The sequence below is a fragment of the Lysobacter sp. F6437 genome (assembly GCF_052547215.1).
Window position 1 is genome coordinate 1,119,618 of sequence record NZ_JBQWRB010000001.1, and the last position, 25,855, is coordinate 1,145,472.

Annotated in this window: 28 protein-coding genes; 15 read left to right on the plus strand and 13 right to left on the minus strand. The window is 67.3% G+C overall.

The features are described 5' to 3' along the window. Nucleotides 1–33 precede the first annotated feature (33 nt). Nucleotides 34–909 carry an EamA family transporter gene (locus ACT9F5_RS05260; protein ID WP_445118856.1) on the minus strand — a complete coding sequence of 292 codons (876 nt, stop codon included), beginning with the start codon at nt 907–909 and terminating at the stop codon, nt 34–36. A gap of 135 nt (nt 910–1,044) precedes the next feature. Between ACT9F5_RS05260 and ACT9F5_RS05265 the strand changes: the two genes are divergently transcribed. The 3 genes from ACT9F5_RS05265 to ACT9F5_RS05275 all read left to right on the plus strand — a co-directional run bounded on the left by ACT9F5_RS05265 (nt 1,045) and on the right by ACT9F5_RS05275 (nt 3,476). Continuing rightward, nucleotides 1,045–1,953 (plus strand): LysR substrate-binding domain-containing protein, encoded by a 909-nt coding sequence (locus ACT9F5_RS05265; RefSeq protein ID WP_445118857.1) that lies wholly within the window; start codon nt 1,045–1,047, stop codon nt 1,951–1,953. Between the two features lie 131 nt (nt 1,954–2,084). Further along, nucleotides 2,085–3,032 carry an EamA family transporter gene (locus tag ACT9F5_RS05270; protein ID WP_445118858.1) on the plus strand — a complete coding sequence of 316 codons (948 nt, stop codon included), beginning with the start codon at nt 2,085–2,087 and terminating at the stop codon, nt 3,030–3,032. Between the two features lie 48 nt (nt 3,033–3,080). Then, nucleotides 3,081–3,476 (plus strand): DoxX family membrane protein, encoded by a 396-nt coding sequence (locus ACT9F5_RS05275; protein WP_445118859.1) that lies wholly within the window; start codon nt 3,081–3,083, stop codon nt 3,474–3,476. A gap of 147 nt (nt 3,477–3,623) precedes the next feature. Here the strand turns inward: ACT9F5_RS05275 and dbpA are convergent, their stop codons facing one another. After that, on the minus strand, nt 3,624–5,018 hold the full coding sequence (gene dbpA, locus ACT9F5_RS05280; protein ID WP_445118860.1) for an ATP-dependent RNA helicase DbpA: 1,395 nt from the start codon (nt 5,016–5,018) through the stop codon (nt 3,624–3,626). 47 nt (nt 5,019–5,065) lie between these two features. Then, complete coding sequence (locus ACT9F5_RS05285; RefSeq protein ID WP_445118861.1) at nt 5,066–6,109, minus strand: fatty acid desaturase; 1,044 nt, start codon at nt 6,107–6,109, stop codon at nt 5,066–5,068. 154 nt (nt 6,110–6,263) lie between these two features. Here ACT9F5_RS05285 and ACT9F5_RS05290 point away from each other — a divergent pair, with 154 nt between their 5' ends. Together ACT9F5_RS05290 and ACT9F5_RS05295 are read left to right on the plus strand one after the other, a co-directional pair. Then, nucleotides 6,264–6,491, plus strand: a complete 228-nt coding sequence (locus ACT9F5_RS05290) for an RNA-binding S4 domain-containing protein (protein WP_445118862.1) — start codon at nt 6,264–6,266, stop codon at nt 6,489–6,491. A 116-nt stretch (nt 6,492–6,607) separates the two neighbouring features. Beyond that, nucleotides 6,608–7,621, plus strand: coding sequence for a sigma 54-interacting transcriptional regulator (locus ACT9F5_RS05295; protein ID WP_445118863.1), 1,014 nt, complete (start codon nt 6,608–6,610; stop codon nt 7,619–7,621). A gap of 42 nt (nt 7,622–7,663) precedes the next feature. Here the strand turns inward: ACT9F5_RS05295 and ACT9F5_RS05300 are convergent, their stop codons facing one another. Further along, nucleotides 7,664–8,524: a BON domain-containing protein gene (locus ACT9F5_RS05300; RefSeq protein WP_445118864.1), complete on the minus strand. Its 861-nt coding sequence runs from the start codon at nt 8,522–8,524 to the stop codon at nt 7,664–7,666. A gap of 200 nt (nt 8,525–8,724) precedes the next feature. Continuing rightward, entirely contained in the window at nt 8,725–9,105 is a 381-nt protein-coding gene (locus ACT9F5_RS05305; RefSeq protein WP_445118865.1) for a hypothetical protein, read from the minus strand. A gap of 91 nt (nt 9,106–9,196) precedes the next feature. On the opposite strand from ACT9F5_RS05305, the gene ACT9F5_RS05310 reads away from it, so the two are divergent. Beyond that, nucleotides 9,197–9,451 carry a GIY-YIG nuclease family protein gene (locus ACT9F5_RS05310; RefSeq protein WP_445118866.1) on the plus strand — a complete coding sequence of 85 codons (255 nt, stop codon included), beginning with the start codon at nt 9,197–9,199 and terminating at the stop codon, nt 9,449–9,451. 91 nt (nt 9,452–9,542) lie between these two features. Further along, the gene (locus ACT9F5_RS05315) at nt 9,543–10,151 is read left to right on the plus strand and encodes an NAD(P)H-dependent oxidoreductase (protein ID WP_445118867.1); all 609 of its coding nucleotides are present in this window, start codon (nt 9,543–9,545) and stop codon (nt 10,149–10,151) included. Between the two features lie 23 nt (nt 10,152–10,174). Here the strand turns inward: ACT9F5_RS05315 and ACT9F5_RS05320 are convergent, their stop codons facing one another. After that, nucleotides 10,175–11,191 (minus strand): hypothetical protein, encoded by a 1,017-nt coding sequence (locus ACT9F5_RS05320; RefSeq protein WP_445118868.1) that lies wholly within the window; start codon nt 11,189–11,191, stop codon nt 10,175–10,177. A 210-nt stretch (nt 11,192–11,401) separates the two neighbouring features. Beyond that, on the minus strand, nt 11,402–12,157 hold the full coding sequence (locus ACT9F5_RS05325) for an NIPSNAP family protein (protein ID WP_445118869.1): 756 nt from the start codon (nt 12,155–12,157) through the stop codon (nt 11,402–11,404). A gap of 89 nt (nt 12,158–12,246) precedes the next feature. Between ACT9F5_RS05325 and ACT9F5_RS05330 the strand changes: the two genes are divergently transcribed. The 4 genes from ACT9F5_RS05330 to ACT9F5_RS05345 all read left to right on the plus strand — a co-directional run bounded on the left by ACT9F5_RS05330 (nt 12,247) and on the right by ACT9F5_RS05345 (nt 16,494). Further along, nucleotides 12,247–13,221: a WYL domain-containing protein gene (locus tag ACT9F5_RS05330; protein ID WP_445118870.1), complete on the plus strand. Its 975-nt coding sequence runs from the start codon at nt 12,247–12,249 to the stop codon at nt 13,219–13,221. An 86-nt stretch (nt 13,222–13,307) separates the two neighbouring features. Then, on the plus strand, nt 13,308–15,317 hold the full coding sequence (locus ACT9F5_RS05335; protein WP_445118871.1) for a protein-L-isoaspartate(D-aspartate) O-methyltransferase: 2,010 nt from the start codon (nt 13,308–13,310) through the stop codon (nt 15,315–15,317). 118 nt (nt 15,318–15,435) lie between these two features. Continuing rightward, nucleotides 15,436–16,041, plus strand: a complete 606-nt coding sequence (locus tag ACT9F5_RS05340; protein ID WP_445118872.1) for a YceI family protein — start codon at nt 15,436–15,438, stop codon at nt 16,039–16,041. 33 nt (nt 16,042–16,074) lie between these two features. Beyond that, nucleotides 16,075–16,494 carry a VOC family protein gene (locus ACT9F5_RS05345; protein ID WP_445118873.1) on the plus strand — a complete coding sequence of 140 codons (420 nt, stop codon included), beginning with the start codon at nt 16,075–16,077 and terminating at the stop codon, nt 16,492–16,494. A 27-nt stretch (nt 16,495–16,521) separates the two neighbouring features. Here ACT9F5_RS05345 and ACT9F5_RS05350 read toward each other — a convergent pair whose 3' ends face one another. Then, nucleotides 16,522–17,205, minus strand: a complete 684-nt coding sequence (locus tag ACT9F5_RS05350; protein ID WP_445118874.1) for a GNAT family N-acetyltransferase — start codon at nt 17,203–17,205, stop codon at nt 16,522–16,524. 7 nt (nt 17,206–17,212) lie between these two features. Then, a complete protein-coding gene (locus ACT9F5_RS05355) occupies nt 17,213–18,115 on the minus strand; it encodes a hypothetical protein (protein WP_445118875.1) in 903 nt (300 codons plus the stop codon). 249 nt (nt 18,116–18,364) lie between these two features. Here ACT9F5_RS05355 and htpG point away from each other — a divergent pair, with 249 nt between their 5' ends. Then, nucleotides 18,365–20,278 carry a molecular chaperone HtpG gene (htpG, locus tag ACT9F5_RS05360; protein ID WP_445118876.1) on the plus strand — a complete coding sequence of 638 codons (1,914 nt, stop codon included), beginning with the start codon at nt 18,365–18,367 and terminating at the stop codon, nt 20,276–20,278. Nucleotides 20,279–20,355: 77 nt separating this feature from the next. On the opposite strand, the gene ACT9F5_RS05365 is transcribed toward htpG, so the two are convergent. The 3 genes from ACT9F5_RS05365 to ACT9F5_RS05375 form a co-directional block, all read right to left on the minus strand. Then, on the minus strand, nt 20,356–20,910 hold the full coding sequence (locus ACT9F5_RS05365) for a hypothetical protein (protein WP_445118877.1): 555 nt from the start codon (nt 20,908–20,910) through the stop codon (nt 20,356–20,358). Nucleotides 20,911–20,914: 4 nt separating this feature from the next. After that, a complete protein-coding gene (locus ACT9F5_RS05370; protein WP_445118878.1) occupies nt 20,915–21,487 on the minus strand; it encodes a hypothetical protein in 573 nt (190 codons plus the stop codon). 98 nt (nt 21,488–21,585) lie between these two features. Beyond that, a complete protein-coding gene (locus ACT9F5_RS05375) occupies nt 21,586–22,290 on the minus strand; it encodes a glutathione binding-like protein (RefSeq protein WP_445118879.1) in 705 nt (234 codons plus the stop codon). 169 nt (nt 22,291–22,459) lie between these two features. On the opposite strand from ACT9F5_RS05375, the gene ACT9F5_RS05380 reads away from it, so the two are divergent. After that, nucleotides 22,460–22,822, plus strand: a complete 363-nt coding sequence (locus tag ACT9F5_RS05380) for a DUF1428 family protein (RefSeq protein ID WP_445118880.1) — start codon at nt 22,460–22,462, stop codon at nt 22,820–22,822. Between the two features lie 19 nt (nt 22,823–22,841). Here ACT9F5_RS05380 and ACT9F5_RS05385 read toward each other — a convergent pair whose 3' ends face one another. After that, nucleotides 22,842–23,699 carry a helix-turn-helix domain-containing protein gene (locus ACT9F5_RS05385; RefSeq protein WP_445118881.1) on the minus strand — a complete coding sequence of 286 codons (858 nt, stop codon included), beginning with the start codon at nt 23,697–23,699 and terminating at the stop codon, nt 22,842–22,844. A gap of 114 nt (nt 23,700–23,813) precedes the next feature. Between ACT9F5_RS05385 and ACT9F5_RS05390 the strand changes: the two genes are divergently transcribed. Both ACT9F5_RS05390 and ACT9F5_RS05395 read left to right on the plus strand, forming a co-directional pair. Then, nucleotides 23,814–24,320, plus strand: coding sequence for a hypothetical protein (locus ACT9F5_RS05390; protein ID WP_445118882.1), 507 nt, complete (start codon nt 23,814–23,816; stop codon nt 24,318–24,320). A gap of 88 nt (nt 24,321–24,408) precedes the next feature. Continuing rightward, nucleotides 24,409–25,851, plus strand: a complete 1,443-nt coding sequence (locus ACT9F5_RS05395) for a hypothetical protein (protein ID WP_445118883.1) — start codon at nt 24,409–24,411, stop codon at nt 25,849–25,851. Nucleotides 25,852–25,855: the final 4 nt, after the last annotated feature.

Genomic DNA, 25,855 nt, shown 5'->3' on the forward strand with positions numbered 1-25,855 from the left:
GCCCGGGCGTGCGCCGGCTGCGCGAGCACGGCATTACCTGCCGGCCTTCTGGCTGATCGCCACGCTGCCGAGGATCAACGCCCCGGCAATGCCCATCGACACCGTCAACGGCTCGTCCAGCAGCCACCACGCCCAACCAACCGCGAACAGCGGCACCAGGTAGGTGACGGTGACCGCGCGGCTCGCGCCGACGCGCTGCACCAGCCGGTAGTACACCGCGTACGCCAGTCCGGTGCAGAGCACGCCGAGCAGCCCGGCCGACAGCCACGCATTGATCGATACCGCCTGTGTCGGCCACTCGGCGATCGCAAATGGCAGCATCAGCAACGCCGAAGAACCCAGTGTCGCCGCCGCCAGTGCGGCCTGCGGCATGCCCGAGAAATGCCGGCGCAGCAGGTGCACGCCGACGCCGTACATGAAGGCCGCTCCGCAGCCGGCCGCGACCGCCCAGCCGATGCTGGCGCCCGCGGTCTTGCCGCTGGCCAGCACCACCACGCCAGCGAAGCCGACCAGCAACGCGCCGGCCCGGCGCATGCCGATCTTCTCGCCGAAGAACAGGAAGCCGACCAGCGCGGTGAACAGCACCGCCATCGCATTGGTAATCGCGCTGATCCCGGCCGGCGCGTGCTGCGCGGCCCAGGCGAACAACGCGAACGGCACCGCCGAGTTGATCGCGCCAACCAGCACCACCTTCGGCCAGACCTTCGCCGGGAACGCCGCGCGCTGTCGCCACAGGAACGGCAGCAGCACCAGCGCACCGAACGCGAGCCGCAACTCGGACAGCGCCGCGGTGCCGAACTCGGGCGCGGCAACGCGCTGGAACATGAAGGACACGCCCCAGATCGCCGCCAGCACCACCAGTTCCAGCGGGGTCAGCCACGCGCGCGTCGGCGCGTCGGAGAGGGTCATGGCATGGATACTTGCTTCGGCGGTCCGCATGGGGAGCGAGCTCGATTCGGGGCGAACCGCCATTTTCCGTGCGCCCGATGACACCGCAAGTGCATACTTTGCGGGTCAGGCACAAATCCTGTTTGAGGCTAACCCATGGCACTACGAGGAGACTGGCTGCCGGCGCTGGCGGCGTTCGAAGCGGCCGCGCGGCACCAGAATTTCGCCCACGCCGGCGAGGAACTGCACCTGACCGCCAGCGCGGTCAGCCACCACGTGCGCAAGCTCGAGTCCCGCCTCGGCGTCGTACTGTTCCGGCGCCACGCGCGCGGGGTGTCGCTGACCGCCCAGGGCCGCCAACTGGCGGACGCCGCCAGCGACGCGCTGACCGACCTCGATGACGTGCTGTCGGTATTGCGCACCAGCCACGAGGAACACGACCGGGTACGCATCTCCACCCTCCATTCACTGGCCCACACGTGGCTGATCCCGCGACTTCCGGGCCTGGTCGCGACGCATCCGCATATCCGGCTGACGGTCGCCACCGAGGTGGTGCTGACCCGCTTCGAGGACGGCGGCCCCGACTTCGCGATCCGGCACGGACCCGGCCACTGGCCCGGCCTGACCGCCCACCCGCTGATGGACGACGCGCTGTTCCCGGTGGCGGCGCCGACCCTGCCCGGGATCGAACAGGTGCGGACCGCCGCCGACGTGGCGACGCTGCCGCTGGTGGCGGACCTCGGCCGACAGGGTTGGCACGACTGGTTCCGGACCGCGGACGTGCACGTCGGCGCGCTCGACGAGCGGCACGTCTTCAGCGACTCGACCGACGCGCTGGAAGCGGCGGCCTCCGGCTTCGGCGCCGCGCTCGCGCGCGAGAAGATCGTCACCAGGTATCTCGCATCCGGACGGCTGGTGCGATTGCCGGGCCCGGTGGTGCCGGCGCGCTGGAACTACCACGTGGTGTATCCCGCCCACCGGCGCCTGCGCCCGGCCGCGCAGGCCGTGGTGGATTGGCTGCTGCAGGTCGCCGCGGCGGATGTGACGGCTGCGAGCAAATCGTAGGAGCGGCTTCAGCCGCGATGGGGAGTCGGCTCGACGAACGGTTCTCCGATCGCGGCTGAAGCCGCTCCTACAAAAGTCCGTCCCGCGCGCGGCACTCGTTTTTCCCACCCGCCTTTGGGCACACTTGCCCGATGCCCATGTCCCCCACCAGCAAGGCCTTCCTGCAGATCCATTTCTGCGTGGTGCTGTGGGGGTTCACCGCGATCCTCGGCAAGTTGATCACGCTGCCGGCGCTGCCGCTGGTATGGACGCGGATGCTGCTGGTGGTGGTCGCGCTGGCGCTGCTGCCGAAGGTCTGGCGCGGATTGCGGGCGATGCCGGCGCGGTTGCTGTGGTCGTACGCCGGGGTCGGCGTGCTGGTCGCGCTGCACTGGCTGACCTTCTACGGCGCGATCAAGCTCGCCAACGCCTCGGTCGGCGCGACGTGCATGGCGCTGGCCACCGCATTCACCGCGCTGGTGGAGCCATGGCTGGCCGGCACCCGCTTCTCGAAGCGCGACCTGGTGCTCGGCATCGCGGTATTGCCCGGGGTCGCACTGGTGGTTGGCGGGGTACCCGACGACATGCGTGTCGGCATCGTAGTCGGCGCGCTGTCGGCGTTGTTCGTGGCGATCTTCGGTTCGCTCAACAAGCGCCTGGTCGACCATGGCGACCCGCTCACGGTGACCGCGCTGGAGCTGGGCGCGGGTACCCTCGCGCTGACCGCGCTGGCGCCATTGATGCCATTCGTATTCCCCGCATTCGCCGGCGACCTGCTGGTGATGCCGGGCACCCGCGACCTGGTCCTGCTGCTGGTGCTGTCACTGGCCTGCACGCTGCTGCCGTTCGCACTATCGCTGGTCGCGCTGCGCCACACCAGCGCGTTCTCGGTGCAACTGGCAGTCAACCTGGAGCCGGTATATGCGATCGCGCTGGCCATCGTGCTGCTGGGCGAACAGCAGGAACTGGCACCGATGTTCTACCTCGGGGTGGTGATCATCCTGGCCGCGGTGTTCGTGCATCCGCTGCTGGGCAAGCCACGGCGGCTTGAGCACGTTGAAGTCCTGGCGACCGCCGAGGCCAAGAACGTGGTCGAATAGCCCACCGGGGACTAGGCTCCGGACGACCCTCCAACCGGGAGCACCACGATGAATCCAGCGCTGCAGCAGGACCTGGGCAAACTCCTCCTCCGCGTCACCCTCGGCGTGCTGATCCTGTTGCACGGCATCGCCAAGCTCAACGGCGGCCTGTCCGGCATCACCGGCATGGTCGAGGCGCAGGGGCTGCCAGGCTTCCTCGGCTACGCGGTGTTGATCGGCGAGGTGGTGGCGCCGCTGATGCTGATCGCCGGCTTCCACGCGCGGATCGGTGGATTGCTGGTCGCGGTCAACATGCTGGTGGCGATCGTGCTGGCGCACATGGGCCAGCTGGCCAGCCTCAACGGCCAGGGCGGCTGGGCGCTGGAACTGCAGGGCATGTTCCTGGGCACGGCGCTGGCGATCGCACTGCTCGGACCGGGGCGTTTCAGCGTCAACGGGCGATAGCTGCCGGCGGATCGGTTGGGCGTCGCGGATCGACGACGCTCAACCGCTTTTCGTAGGAGCGGCTTTAGCCGCGATCTGGAATCGTTCGCCTGCGCCGAGCTCCGATCGCGGCTAAAGCCGCTCCTACGAGAGCGCCGACAATCGCGCTTACAAGCGGTTGATGCGGAACCTCCGGCCCTTGATCTTGCCTTCGCGCAGCCGCGCCAGTGCGGCGGCGGCCTTGTCGCGGGCGATGGCGACGTAGGAGCGGGTCGCGAACACGTCGATCTTGCCGATCGCGGCAACCGGCAGGCCGGCCTCGCCGGTCAATGCGCCGACGATGTCGCCGGGACGCAGCTTGTCGGTCTTGCCGGCATCGATCCGCAACGTGACCATCGCCGCCGGCCGGACGTTCGGCGCCTTGCCGGCCAGCGGGGTCGCGCGCTGCCAGCGCAGCGTCGTTCCGAGATGCTGCTCGATGGCGTGGGCGCGCCCGACCTCGCGCGGGGCGCACAGGCTCAGTGCCACTCCGCCCTTGCCGGCGCGGCCGGTGCGGCCGATCCGATGGAGATATGTATCGGGGTCGGTCGGCAACTCGTAGTTGACCACCGCGGCGAGGTCGGCGACATCCAACCCGCGCGCGGCGACATCGCTGGCCACCAGCACGCTGCAACTGCGGTTGGCGAAGCGCACCAGCACCTCGTCGCGGTCACGTTGCTCCATGTCGCCGTGCAACGCCATCGCGGTGAAGCCGTAATGCTGCAGCGAGCCGGCGACCTCGTCGGCATCGCGGCGCATGTTGCAGAACACCACGCAGGACTCGGGCCGGAACTCCAGCAACAGCGCGGCCAGCAGCGGGGTCTTCTTCGCCGGCTCGACCTCGTAGAACCACTGCTCGATCGACACCCGGTCCCCGACGCCTTCGACGGTGACCTGCAGCGGCTCGCGCAGCATCGCCGCGCCCAGCGTGCGGATCGACTCCGGGAACGTGGCCGAGAAGAGCAGGGTCTGCCGCTCCTTCGGGGTCTTGCCGACGATCTCGCGAATCGGCTCCTCGAAGCCCATGTCGAGCATGCGGTCGGCCTCGTCCAGCACCAGCGTACGCACCCCGCGCAGGTGCAGCGCCTTCTTGCGCAGCAGCTCCTGGATGCGACCGGGCGTGCCGACCACCACCTGCGGGTCGTGGGTCGCCAGCGAGGCCAGTTGCGGCGCCAGCGGCATGCCACCGCACAGCACCGATACCTTCAGGTTGGGGATGCCGACCGCGAGCTTGCGCAACTGCTTGCCGACCTGGTCGGCGAGCTCGCGGGTCGGGCACAGCACCAGCGCCTGGGTCTGGATCCGGGTCGGGTCAATCCGGTGCAGCAGGCCGAGCCCGAACGCGGCGGTCTTGCCGCTGCCGGTCGGCGCCTGGCCGATCAGGTCGCGGCCTTCGAGGATCGCCGGCAGCGACTGCTGCTGGATCGGGGTGAGGTGCTGGTAGCCCAGTGCATCGACGCCCTGCAGCAGGGCCGGCGACAACGACAGGGAGGCGAAGCTGGAATCAGGGGCAGTGGCAGTCATGCCGCCATGATCGCAGCTTCGCGCAGCGCCGGGGTTGGGCTGCGTGCTCAGGCCGCGTGGCCGCGCACGCGCCTCGGGAAGCCGACCATCCGCTGGGTTTCCTCGCACCACAGCTTCAGCCGTGCGCTGCGCAGGCTGGTCCACAGCGTGATCCGCGGCGCCGCCTGCAGCAGCGGGTTGGACTCGAAGCACTCGCGCAGCCGGTAGTTCGGGATCCGGCTGGCGAGGTGGTGGATGTGGTGGTAGCCGATGTTGCCGGTGAACCAGTGCACCACCCGCGGCAGGTCGTAGAACGAGCTGCCGGCAATCGCCGCCTTGTGCGAGTCCCACTCGCCCTTTCGGGTCCAGTAGGCGTGCTCGAAGGTGTGCTGGACATAGAACAGCCACACGCCCGCCGCGCCCGCGATCAGCACGATCGGTAGATGCACCAGCAGCACCGTGTGCCAGCCGATCGCGAACCCCAGCGCGCCGCCGACCAGCAGCAGCAGCAGGTTGTTGAGCAGCACGCTGGCCCATTCGCGCTTCCACGAGAACGGCAGGTCGAACGGGAAGCGGTGCTTGATCACGAACTGGTAGGCCGGCCCGATCCCCAGCAACACCGGCGTGCTGCGGTAGAAGCGGTAGCAGAAGCGGCGGAAGCGCGACAGCGACTGGTACTCGGCCACGGTCAGCGTCTCGATGTCGCCCATCTCGCGGCGGTCGAGGTTGCCCGAGGTGCCGTGGTGGACCGCGTGGGTCTTCTTCCAGTAGCCGTACGGGAACAGCGTCACCAACCCGAGGCAGCGACCGACCGTGTCGTTGAGGCGCTGGTCGGCGAAGAACGAGCCGTGCCCGCAGTCGTGCTGGATGATGAAGGTGCGCACGTAGAGGCCGGCCGCCGGGATCGCCATCAGCAGGGTCCAGCCGTAGCCCCAGTCGGCGACCACGCTCCACGCCATCAGCACCCAGATCGCGACGAGCGGCACCAGCGTGTTGACCAGTTGCCATGCCGCGCGGCCGGCCTGCGGTTTGGCGAACTGTGCACACAGCTTGCGCAGGTTGGCGGAGATGGCGCGAGGTGCGCTGTCGGGGGCGGTGTCTGTGGCGTTCAAGGGGTGTCTCCGGCGGATTCGCCATTGTCGAGGCCAGTCTGGCACCGCGTCCATGACAATCGTCGGCATATCGCCGTTCAGATTGCAGCGCACGCGCATTGCGGATCGCCGCGGTCGCTGCGACCCTGAACACCCTTCGCCGCGACCCGATCCCATGAAGGCCATCGACTTCGAGCTCGACCGCGACCATGTCGAACTCAACCAGTTGTTGAAGCTCGCCGGGCTGTGCGACAGCGGCGGGGCGGGCAAGGCGCTGGTTGCCAGCGGCGCGGTCAAGGTCGACGGGGTCACCGAGCTGCGCAAGACCTGCAAGGTCCGGCTGGGCCAAGTGGTCAGCGTCGATGGCGTCGAAGAGGTGATCCGGGTTGTCGCCGCAGGCTGAATGCGGTCGACGGGGCTGAACGCTTCCTGTCATGGGTGCCGGCCGTGGCGGCTGGGCCCGCGGTTGCAACCCTGCGCTGACGGGCCTTTAACCGTCGCGCCACTAGCGTTGCCTGCATGGCTTCACGGATCCACACCAGTTCCTCCGATCACACGGACAGCGCCCTTGATCGCATGATCGGCGAGTGCGATGCCCTGCGCGGCGTGCAGGACGACCTGGCGAAGATCGCGCCGACCCGTGCCTCGGTGCTGGTCACCGGCGAGAGTGGCACCGGCAAGGAACTGGTCGCGCGCGCCTTGCATCGGCAAAGCGGTCGCAACGGTCCGTTCGTGGCGGTCAATTGCGGCGCGATCGCACCCGAGCTGCTCGCCAGCCACCTGTTTGGCCACGAGCGCGGCAGTTTCACCGGCGCCGCGTCGCGGCACGTCGGATTGTTCGAGCAGGCCCACGGCGGCACCCTGTTCCTCGACGAAGTCGCGGAGATGCCGGCGCCGCTTCAGGTGTATCTGCTGCGGGTGCTCGAGACCGGCCGGCTGACGCGGGTGGGCGGCACCGAGTCGATCGCTTTCGATGCGCGCGTCATTGCGGCGACCAATCGCGACCCGATGGTCGCGATCGACGAGGGCCGCTTGCGCGAGGACCTGTTCTACCGGCTGGCCGACTTCATCGTGGTGCTGCCGCCACTGCGTGCACGCGGCGGCGACCGCCTGTTGCTCGCGCGCCACTTCGTCGACCGGTTCAACGTCGAACACGGCTCGCGCAAGCGCCTGGCCCCGGATGCGCCGCACGTGCTGCATGGCTACGACTGGCCGGGGAACGTGCGCGAATTGCGCAGTGCGGTCCAGCGCGCGTGCATCCTCAGCGATGGCGATCTGGTCGAACTCCGCGAACCCGCCCGCCACGCGACAGCCGGCAACGCGGAGACCGGCAGCGTCAATTTCCGCGTCGGCATGAGCTATGCCGAGGTCGAGCGCGAGATGCTGTTGAAGACGCTGGCCCGCTACGACAACGACAAGACCCGGACTGCGCGCGCCCTCGGAGTCAGCGTGCGCACGATCCACAACCAGTTGGGTCGCGTGCCCGCCAGGGAAGAAGCGAACCGCACGGTAGACGGATGCCGCGAGGCGTGACCTGATCCGTCAGGCCACGCTGTGCGACTGTTTGCCGCGACCTCAATGAGGCGTGGATGTCCCGGACGTGCTGCTGCCGGGCGTGCCGGCTCCGGTCGAGCCGGTTGCGGTTGCACCTGCCGCAGTCGAGCCCCTGCCCGCCTGCGAGGTCGAGGTCGTGGAAGCGCCGCGCCCGGCGGCCGAGGATCCACTCCAATCCGCGCCCATTCCCGCGTGCTCGCCGGTGTCATATCCCGGCCGGGTCGATTGGACCTGGATCCGGTTCTCGACGTTGCGCACACCGCTGCAACCGTCGGCGAGGTCTTCCGCGCGGTGCTTCATCCAGCGTTGCCCGACCGTGCCTTCGAGCGTGGCGGTACCGCTGGCGACCCGGACTTCGATATCGCTGGCGTCGATGTCCGGATCGTGCGTCAGCCGCTCGCACAGGTCCTCGGTGATGCGTTCGTCGGACCGGCTGTAGTTCCTCGGGCCGACGCCCGCGTAACTGCGCTGGCGTCCGGGGCCGCCGTAACGCGGCTGGGTGTCGCCGGGCACCGCGTACGGTTGCGCGCGGTTGGCGCTGTGGTCGACGTAGCTCTCGGCATAGGGGTCGCCATAACCGGAGCTGCTGCCGTAGCCCTCGCCCTGCTGCCGGCCCGGATAGCCGCCAAACCCGTGCGATCCCGGCGTGTACGCACTGCCGCCCAGGCCATGGCGCTGGTTCTGCGGTTGCTCGCGCTCCCACTGGTACTGGCTGCGGCCCGGTTCGCCATGCGACGGGCGATGTTCGTCGTTGCGGTTGGTCATCTCGTTTCTCCGATCAGTAAGCCATTCGCGACCCGCCTGCACGCATCGCGCACCCAGCTGCATGACGTCCTGCGCCACGGCCTTGATGTCGTTTCCGACGTTGTTGTTGCCTTGCATGTGCGTGCCTCCTTCCGTTTCGCGCACGCGCCCGGTGGCGCGGCGTCACGTACCTCGGTACATGGGGAAGCGGCGCAAACCGCGTGCCAACCCGCAAGGCCTCACCGGGGCGCCCGAGCGCCCGATTGATGGCAGGGACTGCAGGGTGCGGAAGTTTTTTCCGTGACGGATGCGTCAAGCGATTGCCGGGGCCGACGGGCTCACCCGGTATCGGCGACGTCCTGGAGCCACTCGATCGCCGCGATGCGGCTGGCGAAACGACGCAGCGGGAAGCGCCGCGCCGAAGCCAGCGTTTCCACGACCGGATTGACCTGCAATGCGTCGATCGCAAGGTAGGCGACGCGGCAATCGCGCAGGACCGGATCGCGCGCCAGCAGGGCGGCGAACCGGTTACCGCTCTCGAAGCCCTCGGCCGCGGCCTGGGCATTGCTGAAATTGATCAGCACCCCACGCAGGCCCGTCTGCCCGGCCAACCGGCTCACGTGTTGCAGCGCGCGCTCGCGCTCCGCCACCGCCACCGGTCCGCGGTAGCGCACCTCCACCAGCCCGCGGTCGATGTCGACGATGATTTCGTGTGCCATGGCATTCGTTCCGGCGCGACCGCCGGGGCGCCGCGCAACGCACAATGATTCACTATCCTGCACCATCCCGCATGCACCGCACGCATCCGCCATGCCCTGGTACGTCTACCTCATCGAATGCCGCGACGGCAGCATCTATACCGGCATCGCGACCGATGTCGAGCGCCGCTATCGCGAGCACGTCGCCGGCAAGGGAGCCCGTTACACGCGTTCGCGTCCACCGGTGCGCCTGCTGGCCCGCTTCGAGTATCCGGACCGCAGCGCCGCCAGTCGCGCCGAGTATGCGATCAAGCAGTTCCCGCCTGCGCGCAAGCGGGCGTTGTGCGACGGCGTGCCACCGACCTGACCGGCTCCAGCCGCCCGCGCGCTACCGGGGACGCGATGTTTACACCACCGCGCGCAAGGTGGCGTGCATTCCCATTCCCCCGGAGAGTCCCATGTCGCAACGCGCGTTTGGCCTCAACTGCACGCTCACGCCGTCGCCGGCTGCCTCCTCGACCCAGAAGATGCTCGACCTGCTGCTGGAGGCGATCGCCGGCCACGGGGTCGCGACATCGTCCGCGCGCGTCGTCGACCACGACGTCAAGCCCGGTGTAACCGCCGACGAGGGCAACGGCGACGAATGGCCGGCATTGCGCAAACAGGTCATGGCCGCCGACATCCTGGTGATGGCCACGCCGATCTGGATGGGCCAACCGTCCAGCATCGCCAAGCGCGTGACCGAGCGCATGGATGCCTTCCTGAGCGAGATCGACGAACAGGGCCGCTACCCGACGTTCGGCCGCGTCGCCATCGTCGGCGTGGTCGGCAACGAGGACGGCGCCCACCACGTCACCGCGGAGCTCTACCAGGCGCTGGCCGACGTCGGGTTCACCATCCCTGCGGGCAGTTCGGCGTACTGGGTCGGCGAGGCGATGGGTGATGTCGACTTCAAGGATCTCGACAGGGTCCCGAAGAAGACCACAGAGACGATCAACACCCTGGCCAGCAACGCGGTGCACCTGGCCCGGTTGCTGAAGAAGGACCCCTACCCCGCGCCGAAGTAGGCACTGCCGTCTCCCAGGCTCGATCAGGCGCCCTGCCCACCCGCAGTCGTGGCCACCGGCATGCGGGTGCTCACGTCGTACTCCGACAGCGGGCTCTCGACCGGGCACTCCGGGTCCGGGAATCCGAACCGCTCGCGCAGCACCTGCCCGCAGTCGGCCATCACGTCGACCTGCTCGCTGGACGCGCGGCACTCGCGGTCGTAGGCACGGAAGAACGCATCCTTGCGCTGCACGAACGCCTCGCCGCACTCGCGGGTCAGGGTGATGCGTTGCAGGTCGTCCTCCACCGCGTTGCGGCCGTCGACGCCGTACAGGTCGAGCTCCGCGTCGGTCAGCAGGCGCAGGCTGCGGTTCGGCACGGTCATCATCAGGTCGGCCACGGCGAAGGCGACGCCATTGCGCTGCAGGTATTCGCGTACCTGTGCGTGGACCTCCTGCAGTTCGCGCTGCAGCTCCGCCCGCGAAGTCGCGCTGGAGCCGATCCGGATCATCCGGTGGATGCCGACCTTGCCGGCGATCATGCGCATGTCGCCGGCCGCCAGCACCAGCACGCAGGAGCTGTGGCAGACCGAGTCCTCGCGCACCCAGGTCGTCCAGCCGGATTCGCCGATGAGGTCGCCGGCGATGATCGCCTGCTCGATCTGGCCGCCGGTGGAGTCGAGGTCGAGGATGCGCTTGTCGATACCGAGCGAGTCGGCGAGTTCGGCGGTGCGTTCGATCAATGCGGTGAACTCCGGCGACACCTTGCCGCGGTAGCGCACCCGCACCAGGCCGTTTTCACGGCACGGCAGCAGCGCCCTGCGCATGGCCGAGAAGCCGAGCGACTGCAGCGGTTCGCCATCGCCGTCGGCAAGGTAGTCATGCTCGCAACTGACCCAGGCCTTGCCGCTGGTCAGGTCCATCGGACGCCAGTTGGTTTCGGGGCGTTCGTCGCTGCGCTTCACCGGCTCGGGCACCGCCGGGGCCTGGACCTCGACCGTGGCGTCGGAGATCGCGCCACCGCGCGGATCGGTATCGCCGCGGGTCTGCGACAGTGGCACCGTCGCCCCCTCGGGCGGCTGCGGATTGCAGGCCGAGAGCAACATACCCAGGCAGATGACGGCGAAAAACCTCGATTTGGACATGGCCCGGTGGGGTCTGGGAGGGAGCTCCAGTCTAGTCGGCAGGCGCGTCCCCAGTTCAATGCCGGATAAACGTTTCGGGGCGACCCGGACCTCGTGGGCGGGAGGTGGGATTTCCGTGCCCGGATTTCAGCCGTGCAGCCGGGAGCGCGCAGTGGGCGCCAGTCGCAGGGTCTCCGGCGGCCGCGCCAGCCGTCGAAGCAGCGTCGGTTGCAACCGCTCGCGCCACGCCGGCAACGCCTCCAGCGCGGCGCGGTGGCGGTCGAGCGCCTGCAGGTCTGCGAACCGCGCGAACCAGGCGAACACGTGCTCCCCTTCGCGCACCGGCAGTGCCGGGAAGTTGTTCGGGGTAGCGTCGTTGACCAGCGCCGCCGTCACCGCGGCACCGCACTTGCCCAGCGCCGGCACCAGCTCGTCGGCGAAGAACGCGAGGAAGTCTTCGTCGACCGCCGCGTTGAAGTGGTACAGCGTTGCGACCACCAGCCCGGGCCCGTCGTCGCTTGCGCCGACCGCGGGGCGCGGCCTGCGTTCGATCTGGAACCCCGATACGGCGTAGGCGGGGCACAGTTGCAGCACGTTGTCGGAATCGACCATGGTCGGGTTGGCCGCGTCGCGATGGGCCTGCCATACCGGACCGCCGTAGAACGCCTGCAGCGCGCGCGCCCGCGCCGGCATGTCGGCGAAGCCGCGCAGCCAGACGAAGCGGTCGGGATTGTCGAGGTCGCGGAACTGGCCGATCAGGCGGATGCCGGTCGCCTCCTGCGACTCGATGAACTCGCGCTCGAACAGTTCGATGAGCACGTCGCGCTTGCCGGGATGCAAGGTGTACTGGCGCAGCTCGACCACTTGCGAATACGCCTCGAAGAAAATGTAGGACTGGTTCATCGAGAACAATCGGTCCATGGCGGGAGAGACGCCATGCTCATGGCAAATCAGGACAATTTCGGCCCTGATTGATTGCTAGCATCGCCACCATGCCCCGGACGCATTACCACCCCACCACGCGCGTGCTCGCCGTGCTCGAACTGCTGCAGGCCCACGGCCGCATCAGCGGTCCGGAGATGGCCCGTCGCCTGGACGTCGACGCGCGCACGTTGCGGCGCTACATCGCGATCCTGGAGGAGTTCGGCATACCCATCACCGCCGAACGCGGGCGCTACGGCGGCTACGCGCTGGTGGCCGGCTTCAAGCTGCCGCCGATGATGTTCACCGACGACGAGGCGCTGGCGCTGTCGGTCGGGTTGCTGGCGGCGCGCAGCCTCGGACTGTCGGAGGCGCAACCGGCGGTTAGCAGCGCCCAGGCCAAGCTCGAACGGGTGATGCCGGCGAAGTTGAACAAGCGCCTTCGCGCGATCGACGAGACGGTGACCCTGGACCTGTCGCGCGCCGCGCCGACCGGCGACAACGGCGCCCTGGCCACGCTCAGCGCCGCCGCCCAGGCCCAGCAGCGCGTGCAACTGGAGTACCGCTCGGCGCAGGGCGAGCAAAGCAGCCGGGGATTCGACACCTACGGCCTCGGTTTCCGCGGCGGACGCTGGTACGCGGCGGGCTTTTGCCACCTGCGCGGCTGCCTGCGTTCGTTCCGGCTGGACCGGATCGCCTCGGTGCAGCCGCTGCCGATCAGCTTCGCCCGGCCGAAGGACTTCGACGCCCTCGCCCACCTCAGCTTCTCGGTCGCCACCATGCCGCGCGCGCATGCAGTCCGGGTGCGGTTGGATGCCGAGCTGCAGGATGCACGCCGCTGGTTCTTCGACGGCATCGGCACCTTCGAGCAGACCGATCGCGGAGTGTTGCTGCACGCCCAGACCGATCACCTGGACTGGTTCGCCGGAGAGCTGGCGCGGTTGCCGTTCGACTTCAGCATCGAGCAGCCGGACGCGTTGCGCGACGCGCTGGCGAGCCGCGCCCGCCGGTTGCTGGACAGCGCCACGGAGCCGTCGCCTGCCTGAAGCGAATCCGGTGGTGACGTCGCATTTACATGCATCGCGCCATCGTTGGACGCCCGCACGACGGACCCGGTCCGGGAGCGCGCTCCATGCCGATCCCCACCCACGACCATTCCCGCGCCCGCGAGCGCATGGTCGCATCGCACCTCGCCGGCCGCGGCATCCGCGATCCCGCCGTACTCGAAGCGATGCGCACGGTGCCGCGCGAGGCGTTCGTCGAGCCCGGCATGGAAGAGTTCGCCTACGAGGACAGCCCGCTGCCGATCGGCGAGAAGCAGACCATCTCGCAGCCCTACATCGTCGCGTTGATGGTCGAGGCCGCCGGGATCGGGCGCGCCGACCGCGTGCTCGAGGTCGGCGCCGGCTCGGGCTACGCGGCGGCGGTGATGAGCCGGATCGCGGCTCGGGTGCACACCATCGAGCGCCATGCCTCGCTGGCCAAACAGGCGCAGGCACGATTCGACCAGCTCGGTTACGACAACATCGAGCTGCGCGTCGGCGACGGCACCCGCGGCTGGGCCGAGGCGGCGCCGTTCGACGCGATCGTGGTCGCGGCCGGCGCGCCGGAACCGCCGCCGGCGCTGCGCGAGCAACTGTCGATCGGCGGCCGGCTGGTGATCCCGGTCGGCGGCGGCATCTTCGGCCAGCGCCTGCGCCGGATCACCCGCACCGACGAGGATGCTTTCGAGCAGGACGACCTCGGCGGCGTCACGTTCGTGCCGCTGATCGGCGAACAGGGCTGGGCCGAGGACGGCAGCCGCGCGGCCAGCAACCACGTGCCCGGCGAAAGCCGCGGGCAGTCGCTGCCGCAGATGATCGCCGGCGCCGCCGAAGCGCTGCCCGACCCCGACGAGGAAGGCTTCGCCGATGCCTTCGAGCGCTTCGCCGACTGCCGCGTGGTGCTGCTCGGCGAGTGCAGCCACGGCACCGCCGAGTTCTACCGCGCCCGCGCCGCGATCACCCGCCGGCTGGTCGAACGCCACGGCTTCACCCTCGTCGCGGTCGAGGCCGACTGGCCGGATGCCGCCACCATCAACCGCTACATCCGCCACCTGCCGCCACGCGACGACGCCGAGCCGATGTTCCGGCGCTTCCCGACCTGGATGTGGCGCAACACCGACGTCGCCGATCTGGTGATGTGGCTGCACGTGCACAACCGCGACCGCGCGTCGTCCGCGCAGGCCGGCTTCTACGGACTCGACATGTACAACCTTGGCGGCTCGATTGCCGCCGTGCTGGAGTACCTCGACCGGATCGACCCCGAGGCCGCGTCGGTCGCACGCGAACGCTACGGTTGCCTGACGCCATGGCAGAAGGAACCGGCGACCTACGGCCGCGCCGTGCTGACCCGCGGCTACGCCGACTGCGAGGCCGCGGTCGTGCGGCAGTTGCAGGACCTGCTTGCGAGCCGGCTCGAATACGCCGCCCACGACGGCGAGCAGTTCCTCGATGCCACCCAGAACGCCCGGCTGGTCGCGGCCGCAGAACGCTACTACCGGATCATGTACTACGGCGGCGCCGAGAGCTGGAACCTGCGCGACACCCACATGTTCGAGACCCTGCAACACCTGCTCGACGCCCACGGCCCGCAATCGAAGGCGATCGTCTGGGCCCACAACTCGCACATCGGCGACGCCCGCCATACCGAGATGGGCAGCGCACGCGACGAGCTCAATATCGGCCAGCTGTGCCGCCAGCGCTTCGGCGACGCCGCCGCGCTGGTCGGCTTCGGCACCCACGCCGGCACCGTCGCCGCCGCCAGCGACTGGGACGGCGACATGCAGGTCATGCGCGTGCGGCCCTCGCATCGCGACAGCGTCGAGCGGCTGTGCCACGACAGCGGCGTGCCACGCTTCCTGCTCGACCTGCGCACGGGCCGGCACGAAGCCCTGCGCCGCCGGCTGCTGGCGCCCCGGCTGGAGCGCTTCATCGGCGTGATCTACCGCCCCGACACCGAGCTGCAAAGCCACTACGCCGAGGTGTCGTTGCCGCAGCAATTCGACGCCTATGCCTGGTTCGACGAGACGAGCGCCGTCACGCCACTGGGTTCGCAGCAACCGAGCGGCGGGGTGCCGGAGACGTGGCCGTTCGGGGTGTGAGTGGCCGGCGATGCCTGTCGCGGTCGCTTGTCGATCCCGTCCTTCCCCGTTCGTCGTCTGCACAGAAGCGGGCACATACGTCCCGCCCGCCGCCATCCACTTTCCATGGAGCCGCCCCATGTCCGTCAGCACGACCCTGTCCAACGCCGCCATCATCGCCCTTCTCGCCTGCCCCCCTGCCACCGCCCTGGCCGCGACGGAGCACTACACCATCGACCCGGAACACACCTTCCCCAGCTTCGAGGCCGACCACATGGGCATCTCGATCTGGCGCGGCAAATTCAACACCAGCAGCGGCAAGGTCACGCTCGACAAGGCCGCCGACACCGGCGCGGTCACGGGCGGCACGGTGGACGTCACCATCGACCTGGCCAGCGTCGACTTCGGCCACGACAAGCTCAACGAGTATGCGAATGGACCCGACCTGTTCGACATCGCCAAATATCCGCAGGCGACCTACCACGGGACCCTCGCCGGCTTCGAGGACGGTCGCCCGACCCGGATGGTCGGCGAGTTGACCCTGCACGGCGTCACCCGTCCGGTCGAACTGGAGATCACCCTGTTCAACTGTGTCCCGCATCCGATGCTCAAGCGCGAGCAGTGCGGCGCGGATGCATTCGGCACCATCGAGCGCGACGACTTCGGGATCGACGCCGGCAAGGACTACGGCTTCGACATGACAGTGACCCTGCGCATCCAAGTCGAGGCATTGCACGACGCCTGAAACCACACCACCACCAACCACCCGGAGAACACCATGCAACTCACTCCCTACCTCACCTTCAAGGGCGACTGCGAAGCCGCGTTCAAGCTCTACGAGCGCGTGCTCGGCGGCACGATCCAGAGGCTTTCGCGCTTCGGCGAGGCACCCGCCGATGCGCAAATGCCCGGCGCCGATCCCGACCAGGTCATGCACGTGTCGATGAGCATCGGCGAGCAGATGCTGATGGGCTCCGACTGTCCCGTCGAGTACTACCAGAAGCCGGCCGGCACCTCGGTGTCGATCAGCGTCGACGACCGCGGCGAGGGCGAGCGCATCTTCAAGGCGCTGGCCGAGGGTGGCACCGAACAGATGGCCTACGGCGAGACCTTCTGGGCCGAAGGCTTCGGCATGTGCGTCGACCGCTTTGGCACACCGTGGAGTGTCAATGCGGGCAGCAAGGATCCGACGGCCTGACCACGCGATCGCGGAGGGCGCGGGTATTCAACGCGCCCGCCGCATCGACCAGAAACCGATGTCGCGACGGCGGCGGTAGCCGATCTGTTCGTACAACTGCAGCGCGCGCCGGTTCTCATGGCTCACGTGCAGGAACGGCAGGTGGCCGCGCCCAAGCAGGTCATTGGTCAACATCGCCGTCAGCCGCCGTGCGTAGCCGCGGCCGTTGAAGTCGGGATGGGTGCAGATCGCGCTCGCTTCGCGCGTGGTGCCGGTGCCCAGGCGTTCGCCGATCATCGCCGCCAGCCGGCCGTCCTGGTAGATGCCGAAGTAGCGGCCCAGTTCCATCGTGCGCGGACGGAAATAGTGCGGGTAGACCAGCGCGGTCAGCGCCAGCACGTCGGCGCGGTGGGCCCCTGACAGCTCGATGACCTCGGGGCCGTCAATGACCTCCAGCGGCCGGATGCAGGTCATCTGCGCGAGGTCGGCGAACGCTTCGAGTTGCCAGCCATCTGGCACGCGCCGCGGCGCGATGCCGAGCAGCAGCATGCTCTCCCCGGGCGCGACCAGCGCTGCCAGCGCGTCACCGACCTCCACGTCTCCATCGGCCACGCCGAGGAACGGTGCAAACTCGGGCGGATAACGCGCCACGTCGCCCTCGCGCAGGGCCAGCGCACGGTGCCGGCTGCACAGCGAGGACCAGAATGGATTGTCGAGTTCGGATGCGACCATTTTGAGTTCAGTTCTCGGGACGGTATTCGATCCGGATCTCCCGCTCACCTTCAGCCACGACCGGATTCCGGGGCTCCGAGTCGACGCAACCCGGATAGAGCCTGTCCTGCATCGCCATCGCGAGAAGCAGTGCAGCCCGGGCCGGCTCCCCATCCGGATCGACTGCGAGCACCCGGTCACCGGTGAACCACGCGTCCCCTCCTTCCGACTCGGCGACGAACCGGTAGCTCCCTTCGGAGGGAATCTCTCCTACGGGGATCGACTCGACCGGGAATGGCTGCCAACACGCCCCCGTGCTTGTGATCGATGTTCGCGGCAGCACCTCCGAAACAAATGCCTCCACTGTTTCCGCCGCGAAGGACGACCCCTGCGTTTCTCTGGATACGCTCATCCGCACTTTCACGAAATAGAGGTCGTGAATGAACAGGGCCATGACGGACGAGTGGTCCCGCTCATTGATGGTGACCTCAAGCTCACCGATATAGCCGGCGACCGGGTCTTCGTCTTCGCCGCCCATCGCGACTTCCAACGTTCTCAACGGCGTGGACGAGGCCACTGTATCGCCTGCGTTCGTGCGAGCAATCGCAATGCCTTCCATTTCCTGCTGGGCAGACACCTTCAGCAAGGACGCTTCAACAACGCCGGCCGGGTAGAAGAACAGATCAATCCAGCCCTCATCCCCTTCCACCCCTCGATATCGCACCGACACACCGGATTCCTGTGTGGCATAACGCTTCTCGCCATCGGCGTGCCAGCCGCCGACCTGAAGCGGATACACGATCCTGGTTTCTTCCAGGAACCCACCCAGGAACGGAATCGATTGCGATTCTTCGGCTTCGTTTTCCGCCGCCGTCACCTGTCCCCCGCAAACCAGCGCCATCGCCAGTACCACGCCGCGGATCATGCGCATATCTCCCCCTCCATGGACGGTGCACCCGCCCCTTTCCCGATCATGCAGCGACGGCAGCATTCCCGCCACGGCAGGCGTGGACCTCGGAATCCGCACCGTGGCCCACCTCGTCGCGCACGCTTTCAACTGTCGTTGAATGCGGGCCTTGATACCAGCCATGAATCGCCATACCGCCGTCCGGCTTGATTTCGAAGCTGCAGCGCCCATGTTCCGGAGCCTGTACCACCCGTTTCACACTGGATCCGACACATGACCACCAGCGCCGATGCCCAACCCGAAAGCCGTTCAGAAACCCGCAAGTTCGAAGCCGAAGTGGCCCAGGTCCTGCACCTGGTCACCCACTCGCTGTACTCGCACAAGGAAATCTTCCTGCGCGAGCTGATCTCCAACGCCTCCGACGCCTGCGACAAGCTGCGCTTCGAGGCGATCGCCAACCCGGAACTGCTGGCCGGCGATGGCGAGCTGCACATCGACGTCAGCTGGGACGAGGCCGCGCGCACCATCACCATCGCCGACAACGGCATCGGCATGGGCCGCGACGAAGTGGTGGCCAACATCGGCACCATCGCCAGCTCCGGCACCCGCCGCTTCCTGGCCGCGATGGCCAATGAGCAGAAGGCCGACGCGCGCCTGATCGGCCAGTTCGGCGTCGGCTTCTATTCCGCGTTCGTGGTCGCCGACAAGGTCACCGTGCTGACCCGCCGCGCCGATGCCGCCGCGACCGACGGCGTGAAGTGGGAGAGCGACGGCAAGGGCGAGTACACGCTGGAGCTGGTCGAGCTGGCCGAGCGCGGCACCACCGTCGTGCTGCACCTGAAGGCCGACGAGGACGAGTTCCTGTCGGGCTGGAAGCTGCGCTCGCTGGTGCACCGCTACTCCGAGCACGTCGCCTTCCCGATCCGCATGCCGAAGGAAGCCGCGGACAAGAATGAGGGTGACAACGAAGCCCCGACCGGCGAATGGGAAACCGTCAACGCCGCCTCCGCGCTGTGGACCCAGCCCAAGTCGGAGATCTCCGACGAGGACTACCAGGGCTTCTACAAGTCGCTCGGCCACGACTTCAACGACGCGCTGGCGTGGAGCCACAACCGCGTCGAGGGCAACCAGAGCTTCACCACCCTGCTGTACCTGCCGGCGCAGCCGCCGTTCGACCTGATGATGGGCGGCCGCGACGAGCGCAAGGGGCTCAAGCTCTACATCAAGCGCGTGTTCGTGATGGACGCGGCCGAGGAGTTGCTGCCCAACTACCTGCGCTTCGTGCGTGGGGTGGTCGATGCGGACGACCTGCCGCTCAACGTCTCGCGCGAACTGCTGCAGCACAACCGCCAGCTGGAGCGGATCAAGGCCAGTTGCACCAAGCGCGTGCTCGACCTGATCGAGTCGCTGGCGAACAACGAGCCGGAGAAGTTCGCGACCTTCATCAAGGCCTTCGGCAACACCCTGAAGGAAGGCATCGGCGAGGACGCCGGCAACCGCGAGCGCATCGCCAAGCTGTTGCGCTTCGCCTCGACCCAGGGTGACGGCGCCAAGCAGACCGTTTCGCTCGACGACTACATCGGCCGCATGCACGACGGCCAGGACACCCTCTGGTTCATCACTGCCGAAAGCCACGCGGCGGCCGCCGGCAGCCCGCAACTGGAAGCGTTCAAGGCCAAGGGCATCGAAGTGCTGCTGATGTCCGACCGCATCGACGAGTGGATGCTCGGCTACCTGCACGAGTACGACGGCAAGAAGCTGCAGAACGTCGCCAAGGGCGAGCTGCCGCTGGACGAGGCCGACAAGCAGAAGCAGGAAGAAGCGAGCAAGGCCGCCGAACCGCTGGTCGCCCGGCTCAAGGAGCTGCTCGGCGATCGCGTCGCCGAAGTCCGCGTGTCCGCGCGGCTGACCGACTCGCCGTCGTGCCTGGCCCTGTCCGATTTCGATATGGCGCCACACTTCGCCCGCTTGATGCGCGAGGCCGGCCAGGAGATGCCGGAAAGCAAGCCGACGCTGGAGATCAACCCGCAGCACGACCTGCTAAAGCGGGTAGAGACCGAAGCCGACGACGCCAAGGCAAGGGACCTCGCCACGCTACTGCTGGAACAGGCCGAGATCGCCGCCGGCGCCCCGCTGCCCGACCCTGCCGCGTTCGTGCAAAGGATGAACCGGGTGCTGCTGGGCTGACCGTCCCGGCATCATCGCCAACGAAAGAAGCCCGCCAACTGGCGGGCTTCTTTTTTCGAGCCTATAAAAAATCCTTACTAACCGTCCTCCGGGCAATCCGCCTCGGTGTCGTACCCAAGATAGTAGTAGCCGGTCCACAACGGCGCCCCGTGCTGGGTCTCGTCGGCCCATACCGAGAACCGCACGCCCTCGGCTGTGGCACAACGGCTGAAGCTGTCGCGCTGACCATCGCCGTTGGTATCCAGCAGTTCCGCCACGCTCAGTTCGTGATCCCCACCCATTTGCGCGACACCGATACCCAACTCCACCTCCGGGTCGGCATCGACCTGGTAGAACGCCAACCCGCTACCCGAATTGACGTCCTTGCGATCGTCGAGCAACGCAGGGCACGCATCGGTGTCCAGCGCACGGCCGGTAACCCTGGCAGCCACCACCTGCTGCGTCTCGCCCAGCGTTACCACCGCAACCCGTGTTCCAACGCGCACACGGGCATCCTCCAGGGCAATGCAGTTCCCATGCAGCCACCCGATCGCCCGGTCGGAACCGTTACCGCGCACGACCGGGCTATCCGACACACACGCCGACAGCAGCGCGCAGCCGACGGCCACAAGTATCCACTTCTGCATCTGCATGTCCTTACCGTCCATTGAATGACCAGTGCGGCGCATCCGACCTCAACTTCAACACGCCATATGACGCCCCGACAGCATGTAGCGCGATATTGGAGTTGACGTTGTGCATGTAGTCGATCGCAGCGACTGCACCGTCCTTCTTCGCGATCCGGAGGGTGCCGCTCCACGTGATGTCCATGTCGATGGCCCGACCGGCGATGTGATTGCTGGACAAGGCCGGCGGATAGACGCTGCGAGGCGGCACGGCCAGCCCGAACCCGCGCACCATCTCCAGCGCGCCGGCGCGGCTGAGCCGATCATCACCGTGGTCCCACTGGATGGGAACGCCGGCCATGGATTCGGCTTCGGACGCCTTGCTGCGCCCGTGTGCGATTTTCCACGACCAGTGAAACAGATAGGCCCGCCCGGGACTTCTCCGGGTTGCGGAAACCCTGATCCCGGCACCACCGACGGCAAGCGCGTCGGTAAACGCCTCGATTTTTCGGCGGAACATGCTGTCCAGATCCTCGACCCGGCGGCTGTTCCTTGCGTGGGTATTGGCCCACGCGACCCAGTGACGACCGCTCTTGGCGTCCATGGCGCTTCCTCCTTGAATGTGTTGCTCCAGACCGACCGCACCATGCGGCCGGACGCCTCCACCCTACGATGCGACGCAGGCGATTGCCAACGCCCGCATCAACCGCGCGATGGAATCGCCAGCCCGCGCTGCACCGCCGGGCGCGCCAGCCCACGCTCCAGCCACGCACCGACATGGGTGAAGCCGTCGAAGCCGACCAGTTCACGCGCTTCGTAGAAGTTGATCAGGTTGTCGACCCAGCCCAGCGTCGCGATATCGGCGATGGTGTAGTCGTCGCCCATCAGCCACGTGCGGCCATCAAGCCTCGCATCCAGCACGCCGAGCAGGCGTTTTGACTCGTCGACGTAGCGCTGCAGCGGACGCGGGTCTTCGATGTCCTTTCCGGAAAATTTGTGGAAGAACCCGACCTGGCCAAACATCGGCCCGATCGACGCCATCTGGAAGAACACCCATTGGATCGTCTCCCAGCGCCGCGCCGGGTCGGCAGGGATGAAGCGGCCGGTCTTGTCGGCCAGGTACAGCAGGATCGCGCCGGACTCGAACAACCCCAGCGGCTGCCCGCCCGGGCCGTCGGGATCGATCATCGCGGGAATCTTGCCATTGGGGTTGAGCGACAGGAATTCCGGCGTGTGGCTCTCGCTCTGCATGATGTCGACAAAGTGCGGCTCATACGCCAGTCCGGCCTCCTCCAGCATGATCGAGGCCTTGACACCGTTTGGCGTGTTCAGCGAGTACAACTGGATGCGGTCCGGATGCAGCGCCGGCCAGCGGCGTGTGATCGGAAAGCTGGACAGGTCTGGCACGGCGTACTCCGGAAGTCAGTGCGGAAGCCGACAGCTTAGGCCGACCTACCCGCCCCGGCACCCCCACCGATGGGACGAACTGTCCCCACCTGCCGCCCGCTGTGGCGATGTCGATTTCCCCTGCCCCCGTTCGTCATCCCAATGACACCCCTATCGAAGGAGACACCCCATGTCCTACATCGACGGTTTCGTAATCGCGGTCCCGACCGCCAACAAGCAGAAGTTCATCGACCACGCCAACACCGGCGATTCGGTCTTCATGGAATACGGCGCCACCCGCGTGGTCGAGTGCTGGGGCGATGACGTGCCGGCCGGCAAGCAGACCGACTTCCAGCGCGCGGTGCAGGGCAAGGAGGACGAGACGATCGTGTTCTCGTGGATCGAATGGCCCGACAAGGCGACCCGCGACGCCGGCTTCAAGAAGATGATGGAGGACCCGCGGATGGACCCGGAGAAGAACCCGATGCCATTCGACGGCGCCCGGATGATCTATGGCGGGTTCCAGCCAATCGTGGAGCTTGGTTCTACCTGATCGCGCGCCATGCCGCGCCTCACGACCCCGGGCCGAATCGGCGCGACGCAGCGAGAAACGATCGGAAGGCCGGGTGATCCCCATGCAGGAATTCCCGCGCTCCTTCCTGGAAGAAGCGCTGCATCGCGTGGTTGAAGTGGGCCTGGTCGTAAAAACCAGCCTCCTGGGCGATACGCGCCAGCGCCGGCGTGTCGTCCGCATACAACAGCGCGACGACCCAATTGATTTGCACGATGCGCGCGAACAGTTTGGGTGGCACGCCGACAATACGGATGAACCTGCGATGGAGATCCCTTGGACCAATACCGACCCGATCGCAAACCTTGGCGATACGCACTGCTCCGTTCTCACTTTCGATCAACGAGACTGCGCGCTCGACGAACGGATCTTCGGGCAGCGCGTTTCCGGCGAGACGACGGAAAAAGCCGTTCGACTCTTCCACATGTGCTTCGCTTGACGCATCAGGCCCCAGAACCAGGCACTTACGCGCTAACTCTGCGCTGCCCGGTGCCGCTTCGCGCAACGATGCGGCCATGCCGAGTACTCGCTGGCCCGGAATGCCGAACAGCCGATGGGCGCCGGTCGCGCTCAACTCGGCGACGATCAATCGCAGGGATCGCGCATGGTGGAAAACGACGTCGTGATCGGTGATCCGCCCGAAAAAGAACCAGCGTGAAGTGCGCTCGAAGGCGCGCCCGTCAACAACCCAGCGGTCACCCTCATTGCCGCCGAAGAAACTGGAAAAGTACGTGTAACCGGTCGGCTTCGCCTGGATCGTCAGATCGGCATCGAGAAGCCGATTCGCGTAGAGATAGCGACGGACGAACGGCCGCAGGTCTTCTGCCGCAGGCAGGCTTTCGAAGTTCCGGGATTCCATGACTGCCGATTCTTACAAGACGCCGGCCACCGAAGCACTAGATTCGTCATCAAACTACCACCGCCGGGCCCCACGCCACGCGAGGACAGGTCCGCAGCGGAAAGGAGGATCGTCATGATCCACTCCGTCAAGGCGAGCGTTGCAACCACTGCCGTGTTGTCGTTGCTCGCGGCGTTCGCCACCCACAGTCAGGACCTGAAGAACCGGAGTGCCTATGCCAGCACCACCGGCGACGAAACCGCAGCCGCCGACCAGCAAGCGCCCGCCGCGCCGGAAACAGTGACCCGACCCACTCCGCAAGCCTCCGTGAAGGGCCACCGATGGCTGAAGGATGTCTTCGTACCCAGCTATCAACTCGGCTCCGCATCAAAGGCGACGCGCGTGGACTTCTACGAATACCCCGGCAGTTATGGCATGCGATATGGCGGCAATGCTGGCGTGAAAACTCTGTCGGCTCCGGAACCGACATCATCGGCACCGGAAAACTTGACGAACGAAAAACGCACCCTCGGCATCGGCATGCTGCTGCCCGCGGTACAGAGCGTCCGGCCGGTACCTACCGACAAGCCGGCCGCCCCGACGCCGGACACCTCGAAGGACGACTGCATGTCATGCGACTGACCGCCAGGTCGGGGCGTCCCGCGCCTGTCGCGGACCGAATGACGGCTGTCGAATACAAGCCGCAGGACCCGTGAAAACAGAGGCAAACATGCGCCACGTCAGGATCATCATCCCTTGCATCGGGTTGGCACTGGGCATGCCTGCGGTTGCGGCTCATGCAGCCGTCGTCGAGGTTTCCCAGGCGCTCGGCAAGGCGGGCACCAACAGCGACATCGGTTTCCCCACGATCGTGGTCGACGGCGCGGGCAACACCCAGTACGACCGTGTCGTCACCCAGGACGTCGACGCCTGGATCAGGGTGAAGGGCGAGACACCGGCCAATGGGCGAAACCCGAGCAACCCTGTGCTCGATGTCGAGGGAAAGACGATCGCCATCGGTGTGCCGGGCGAAGCCAAGGTCTGGAAGATCACCTTCCCTTATCGCGATCCGCGGTCGACATCGGTTGGAAACCAGCGCGTGTCGCCCGTGGACCTGTGCAACCAGGAGATCCAGAAGCGGCAGGGGGCGGCGCGGACGGCGTACCTGAAGGACGGCGGCAGTCTGCTGCGCAAGGATGCCTACAAGGCCCGCGCTTCGGTCAACTGGGCGATCAAGGACACCAAGGGCGTGTTCAAGGATCCCGATGCGATCAAGTCCTACAGCGACGAAACGCTGATCGGAGTCAATATCCAATGTCGGCCGCTCGACCGGCCGAAAGTGCGTACGTCGAAATCGACTGACTCCACGGGTCTGAACCGCCGGGGCCCCAGAGCCAAAAAGGCAGACCCGACCATCAAGTCGGCTTCGCTGCGTATGCAACCGGCGAAAGCCCAGCGATTCGGCAGCGACAACTGCCCGACGCAACTGAAACTCTACGGTCAAGTCGTGACGAACCGGGCATTCCACGGCGCGGCGATCCTTCTGGGCTCGGGCTACCTCTCACCCGTAACCTCGCTCGACTTTTCAGGCGCGGGCACGCAGTCGGTGCGCGGCACCTACCCGTTAAAATGGGAGGGTGGTCCTTCGGGCACGCTTGCGGTGGGCGGCAAGCCGGCGCCGAAGTCGCAAGTGGTGACGCTGCGGATGAACGTCGCCACCCAGGACAAGAAGGTGATCGAAACCGTGAGCGAAACCGTCAAGGTGACCTGCGAGCGCGCGCAACCCACGCGCACGAGTGCCCCCACGCCCCAACGCACCAACGGCCAGCCGCGCCGTGTTGCCATCGCAGCGGGCCACGCGGCACCGGCCCAGGATTTCGATGCTCGTATCCGCCGCGTTGATCGGCAGGGTCCGGGCGGCACGATACAACTCTGGGCCTACAACGCCGGTCCCGACAACGCAGTCGGCTGCAGTATCGGCATGCGCACCAACCCCGGCGATAGCTACCAGCAGGTGGCCGCTGTCGCGACCATCGGCGCGGGACAGACCGTGACCATCGGAGCGGGACAGACCGTCAACCTTCCAGGCGCGCCGGGCAGCGCGTTCAACATCGATTGTCCAGACGAACCAGAGGGCGCCAGAGCCAACAACGGCTACATGCTGGACGAATAACGGG

Bases quoted from the DNA above. Each gene is read 5' to 3' on its own strand.
- ACT9F5_RS05385 (WP_445118881.1), bottom strand. From the start codon at position 23,699: ATGGAATCCCGGAACTTCGAAAGCCTGCCTGCGGCAGAAGACCTGCGG.
- ACT9F5_RS05395 (WP_445118883.1), top strand. From the start codon at position 24,409: ATGCGCCACGTCAGGATCATCATCCCTTGCATCGGGTTGGCACTGGGC.
- ACT9F5_RS05290 (WP_445118862.1), top strand. From the start codon at position 6,264: ATGAAGGCCATCGACTTCGAGCTCGACCGCGACCATGTCGAACTCAAC.
- ACT9F5_RS05325 (WP_445118869.1), bottom strand. From the start codon at position 12,157: ATGAACCAGTCCTACATTTTCTTCGAGGCGTATTCGCAAGTGGTCGAG.
- ACT9F5_RS05300 (WP_445118864.1), bottom strand. From the start codon at position 8,524: ATGCAAGGCAACAACAACGTCGGAAACGACATCAAGGCCGTGGCGCAG.
- ACT9F5_RS05295 (WP_445118863.1), top strand. From the start codon at position 6,608: ATGGCTTCACGGATCCACACCAGTTCCTCCGATCACACGGACAGCGCC.
- ACT9F5_RS05275 (WP_445118859.1), top strand. From the start codon at position 3,081: ATGAATCCAGCGCTGCAGCAGGACCTGGGCAAACTCCTCCTCCGCGTC.
- ACT9F5_RS05335 (WP_445118871.1), top strand. From the start codon at position 13,308: ATGCCGATCCCCACCCACGACCATTCCCGCGCCCGCGAGCGCATGGTC.
- ACT9F5_RS05265 (WP_445118857.1), top strand. From the start codon at position 1,045: ATGGCACTACGAGGAGACTGGCTGCCGGCGCTGGCGGCGTTCGAAGCG.
- ACT9F5_RS05305 (WP_445118865.1), bottom strand. From the start codon at position 9,105: ATGGCACACGAAATCATCGTCGACATCGACCGCGGGCTGGTGGAGGTG.
- ACT9F5_RS05380 (WP_445118880.1), top strand. From the start codon at position 22,460: ATGTCCTACATCGACGGTTTCGTAATCGCGGTCCCGACCGCCAACAAG.
- dbpA (WP_445118860.1), bottom strand. From the start codon at position 5,018: ATGACTGCCACTGCCCCTGATTCCAGCTTCGCCTCCCTGTCGTTGTCG.
- ACT9F5_RS05390 (WP_445118882.1), top strand. From the start codon at position 23,814: ATGATCCACTCCGTCAAGGCGAGCGTTGCAACCACTGCCGTGTTGTCG.
- ACT9F5_RS05370 (WP_445118878.1), bottom strand. From the start codon at position 21,487: ATGGACGCCAAGAGCGGTCGTCACTGGGTCGCGTGGGCCAATACCCAC.
- ACT9F5_RS05260 (WP_445118856.1), bottom strand. From the start codon at position 909: ATGACCCTCTCCGACGCGCCGACGCGCGCGTGGCTGACCCCGCTGGAA.
- ACT9F5_RS05330 (WP_445118870.1), top strand. From the start codon at position 12,247: ATGCCCCGGACGCATTACCACCCCACCACGCGCGTGCTCGCCGTGCTC.
- ACT9F5_RS05345 (WP_445118873.1), top strand. From the start codon at position 16,075: ATGCAACTCACTCCCTACCTCACCTTCAAGGGCGACTGCGAAGCCGCG.
- htpG (WP_445118876.1), top strand. From the start codon at position 18,365: ATGACCACCAGCGCCGATGCCCAACCCGAAAGCCGTTCAGAAACCCGC.
- ACT9F5_RS05355 (WP_445118875.1), bottom strand. From the start codon at position 18,115: ATGCGCATGATCCGCGGCGTGGTACTGGCGATGGCGCTGGTTTGCGGG.
- ACT9F5_RS05365 (WP_445118877.1), bottom strand. From the start codon at position 20,910: ATGCAGATGCAGAAGTGGATACTTGTGGCCGTCGGCTGCGCGCTGCTG.
- ACT9F5_RS05340 (WP_445118872.1), top strand. From the start codon at position 15,436: ATGTCCGTCAGCACGACCCTGTCCAACGCCGCCATCATCGCCCTTCTC.
- ACT9F5_RS05270 (WP_445118858.1), top strand. From the start codon at position 2,085: ATGCCCATGTCCCCCACCAGCAAGGCCTTCCTGCAGATCCATTTCTGC.
- ACT9F5_RS05315 (WP_445118867.1), top strand. From the start codon at position 9,543: ATGTCGCAACGCGCGTTTGGCCTCAACTGCACGCTCACGCCGTCGCCG.
- ACT9F5_RS05350 (WP_445118874.1), bottom strand. From the start codon at position 17,205: ATGGTCGCATCCGAACTCGACAATCCATTCTGGTCCTCGCTGTGCAGC.
- ACT9F5_RS05310 (WP_445118866.1), top strand. From the start codon at position 9,197: ATGCCCTGGTACGTCTACCTCATCGAATGCCGCGACGGCAGCATCTAT.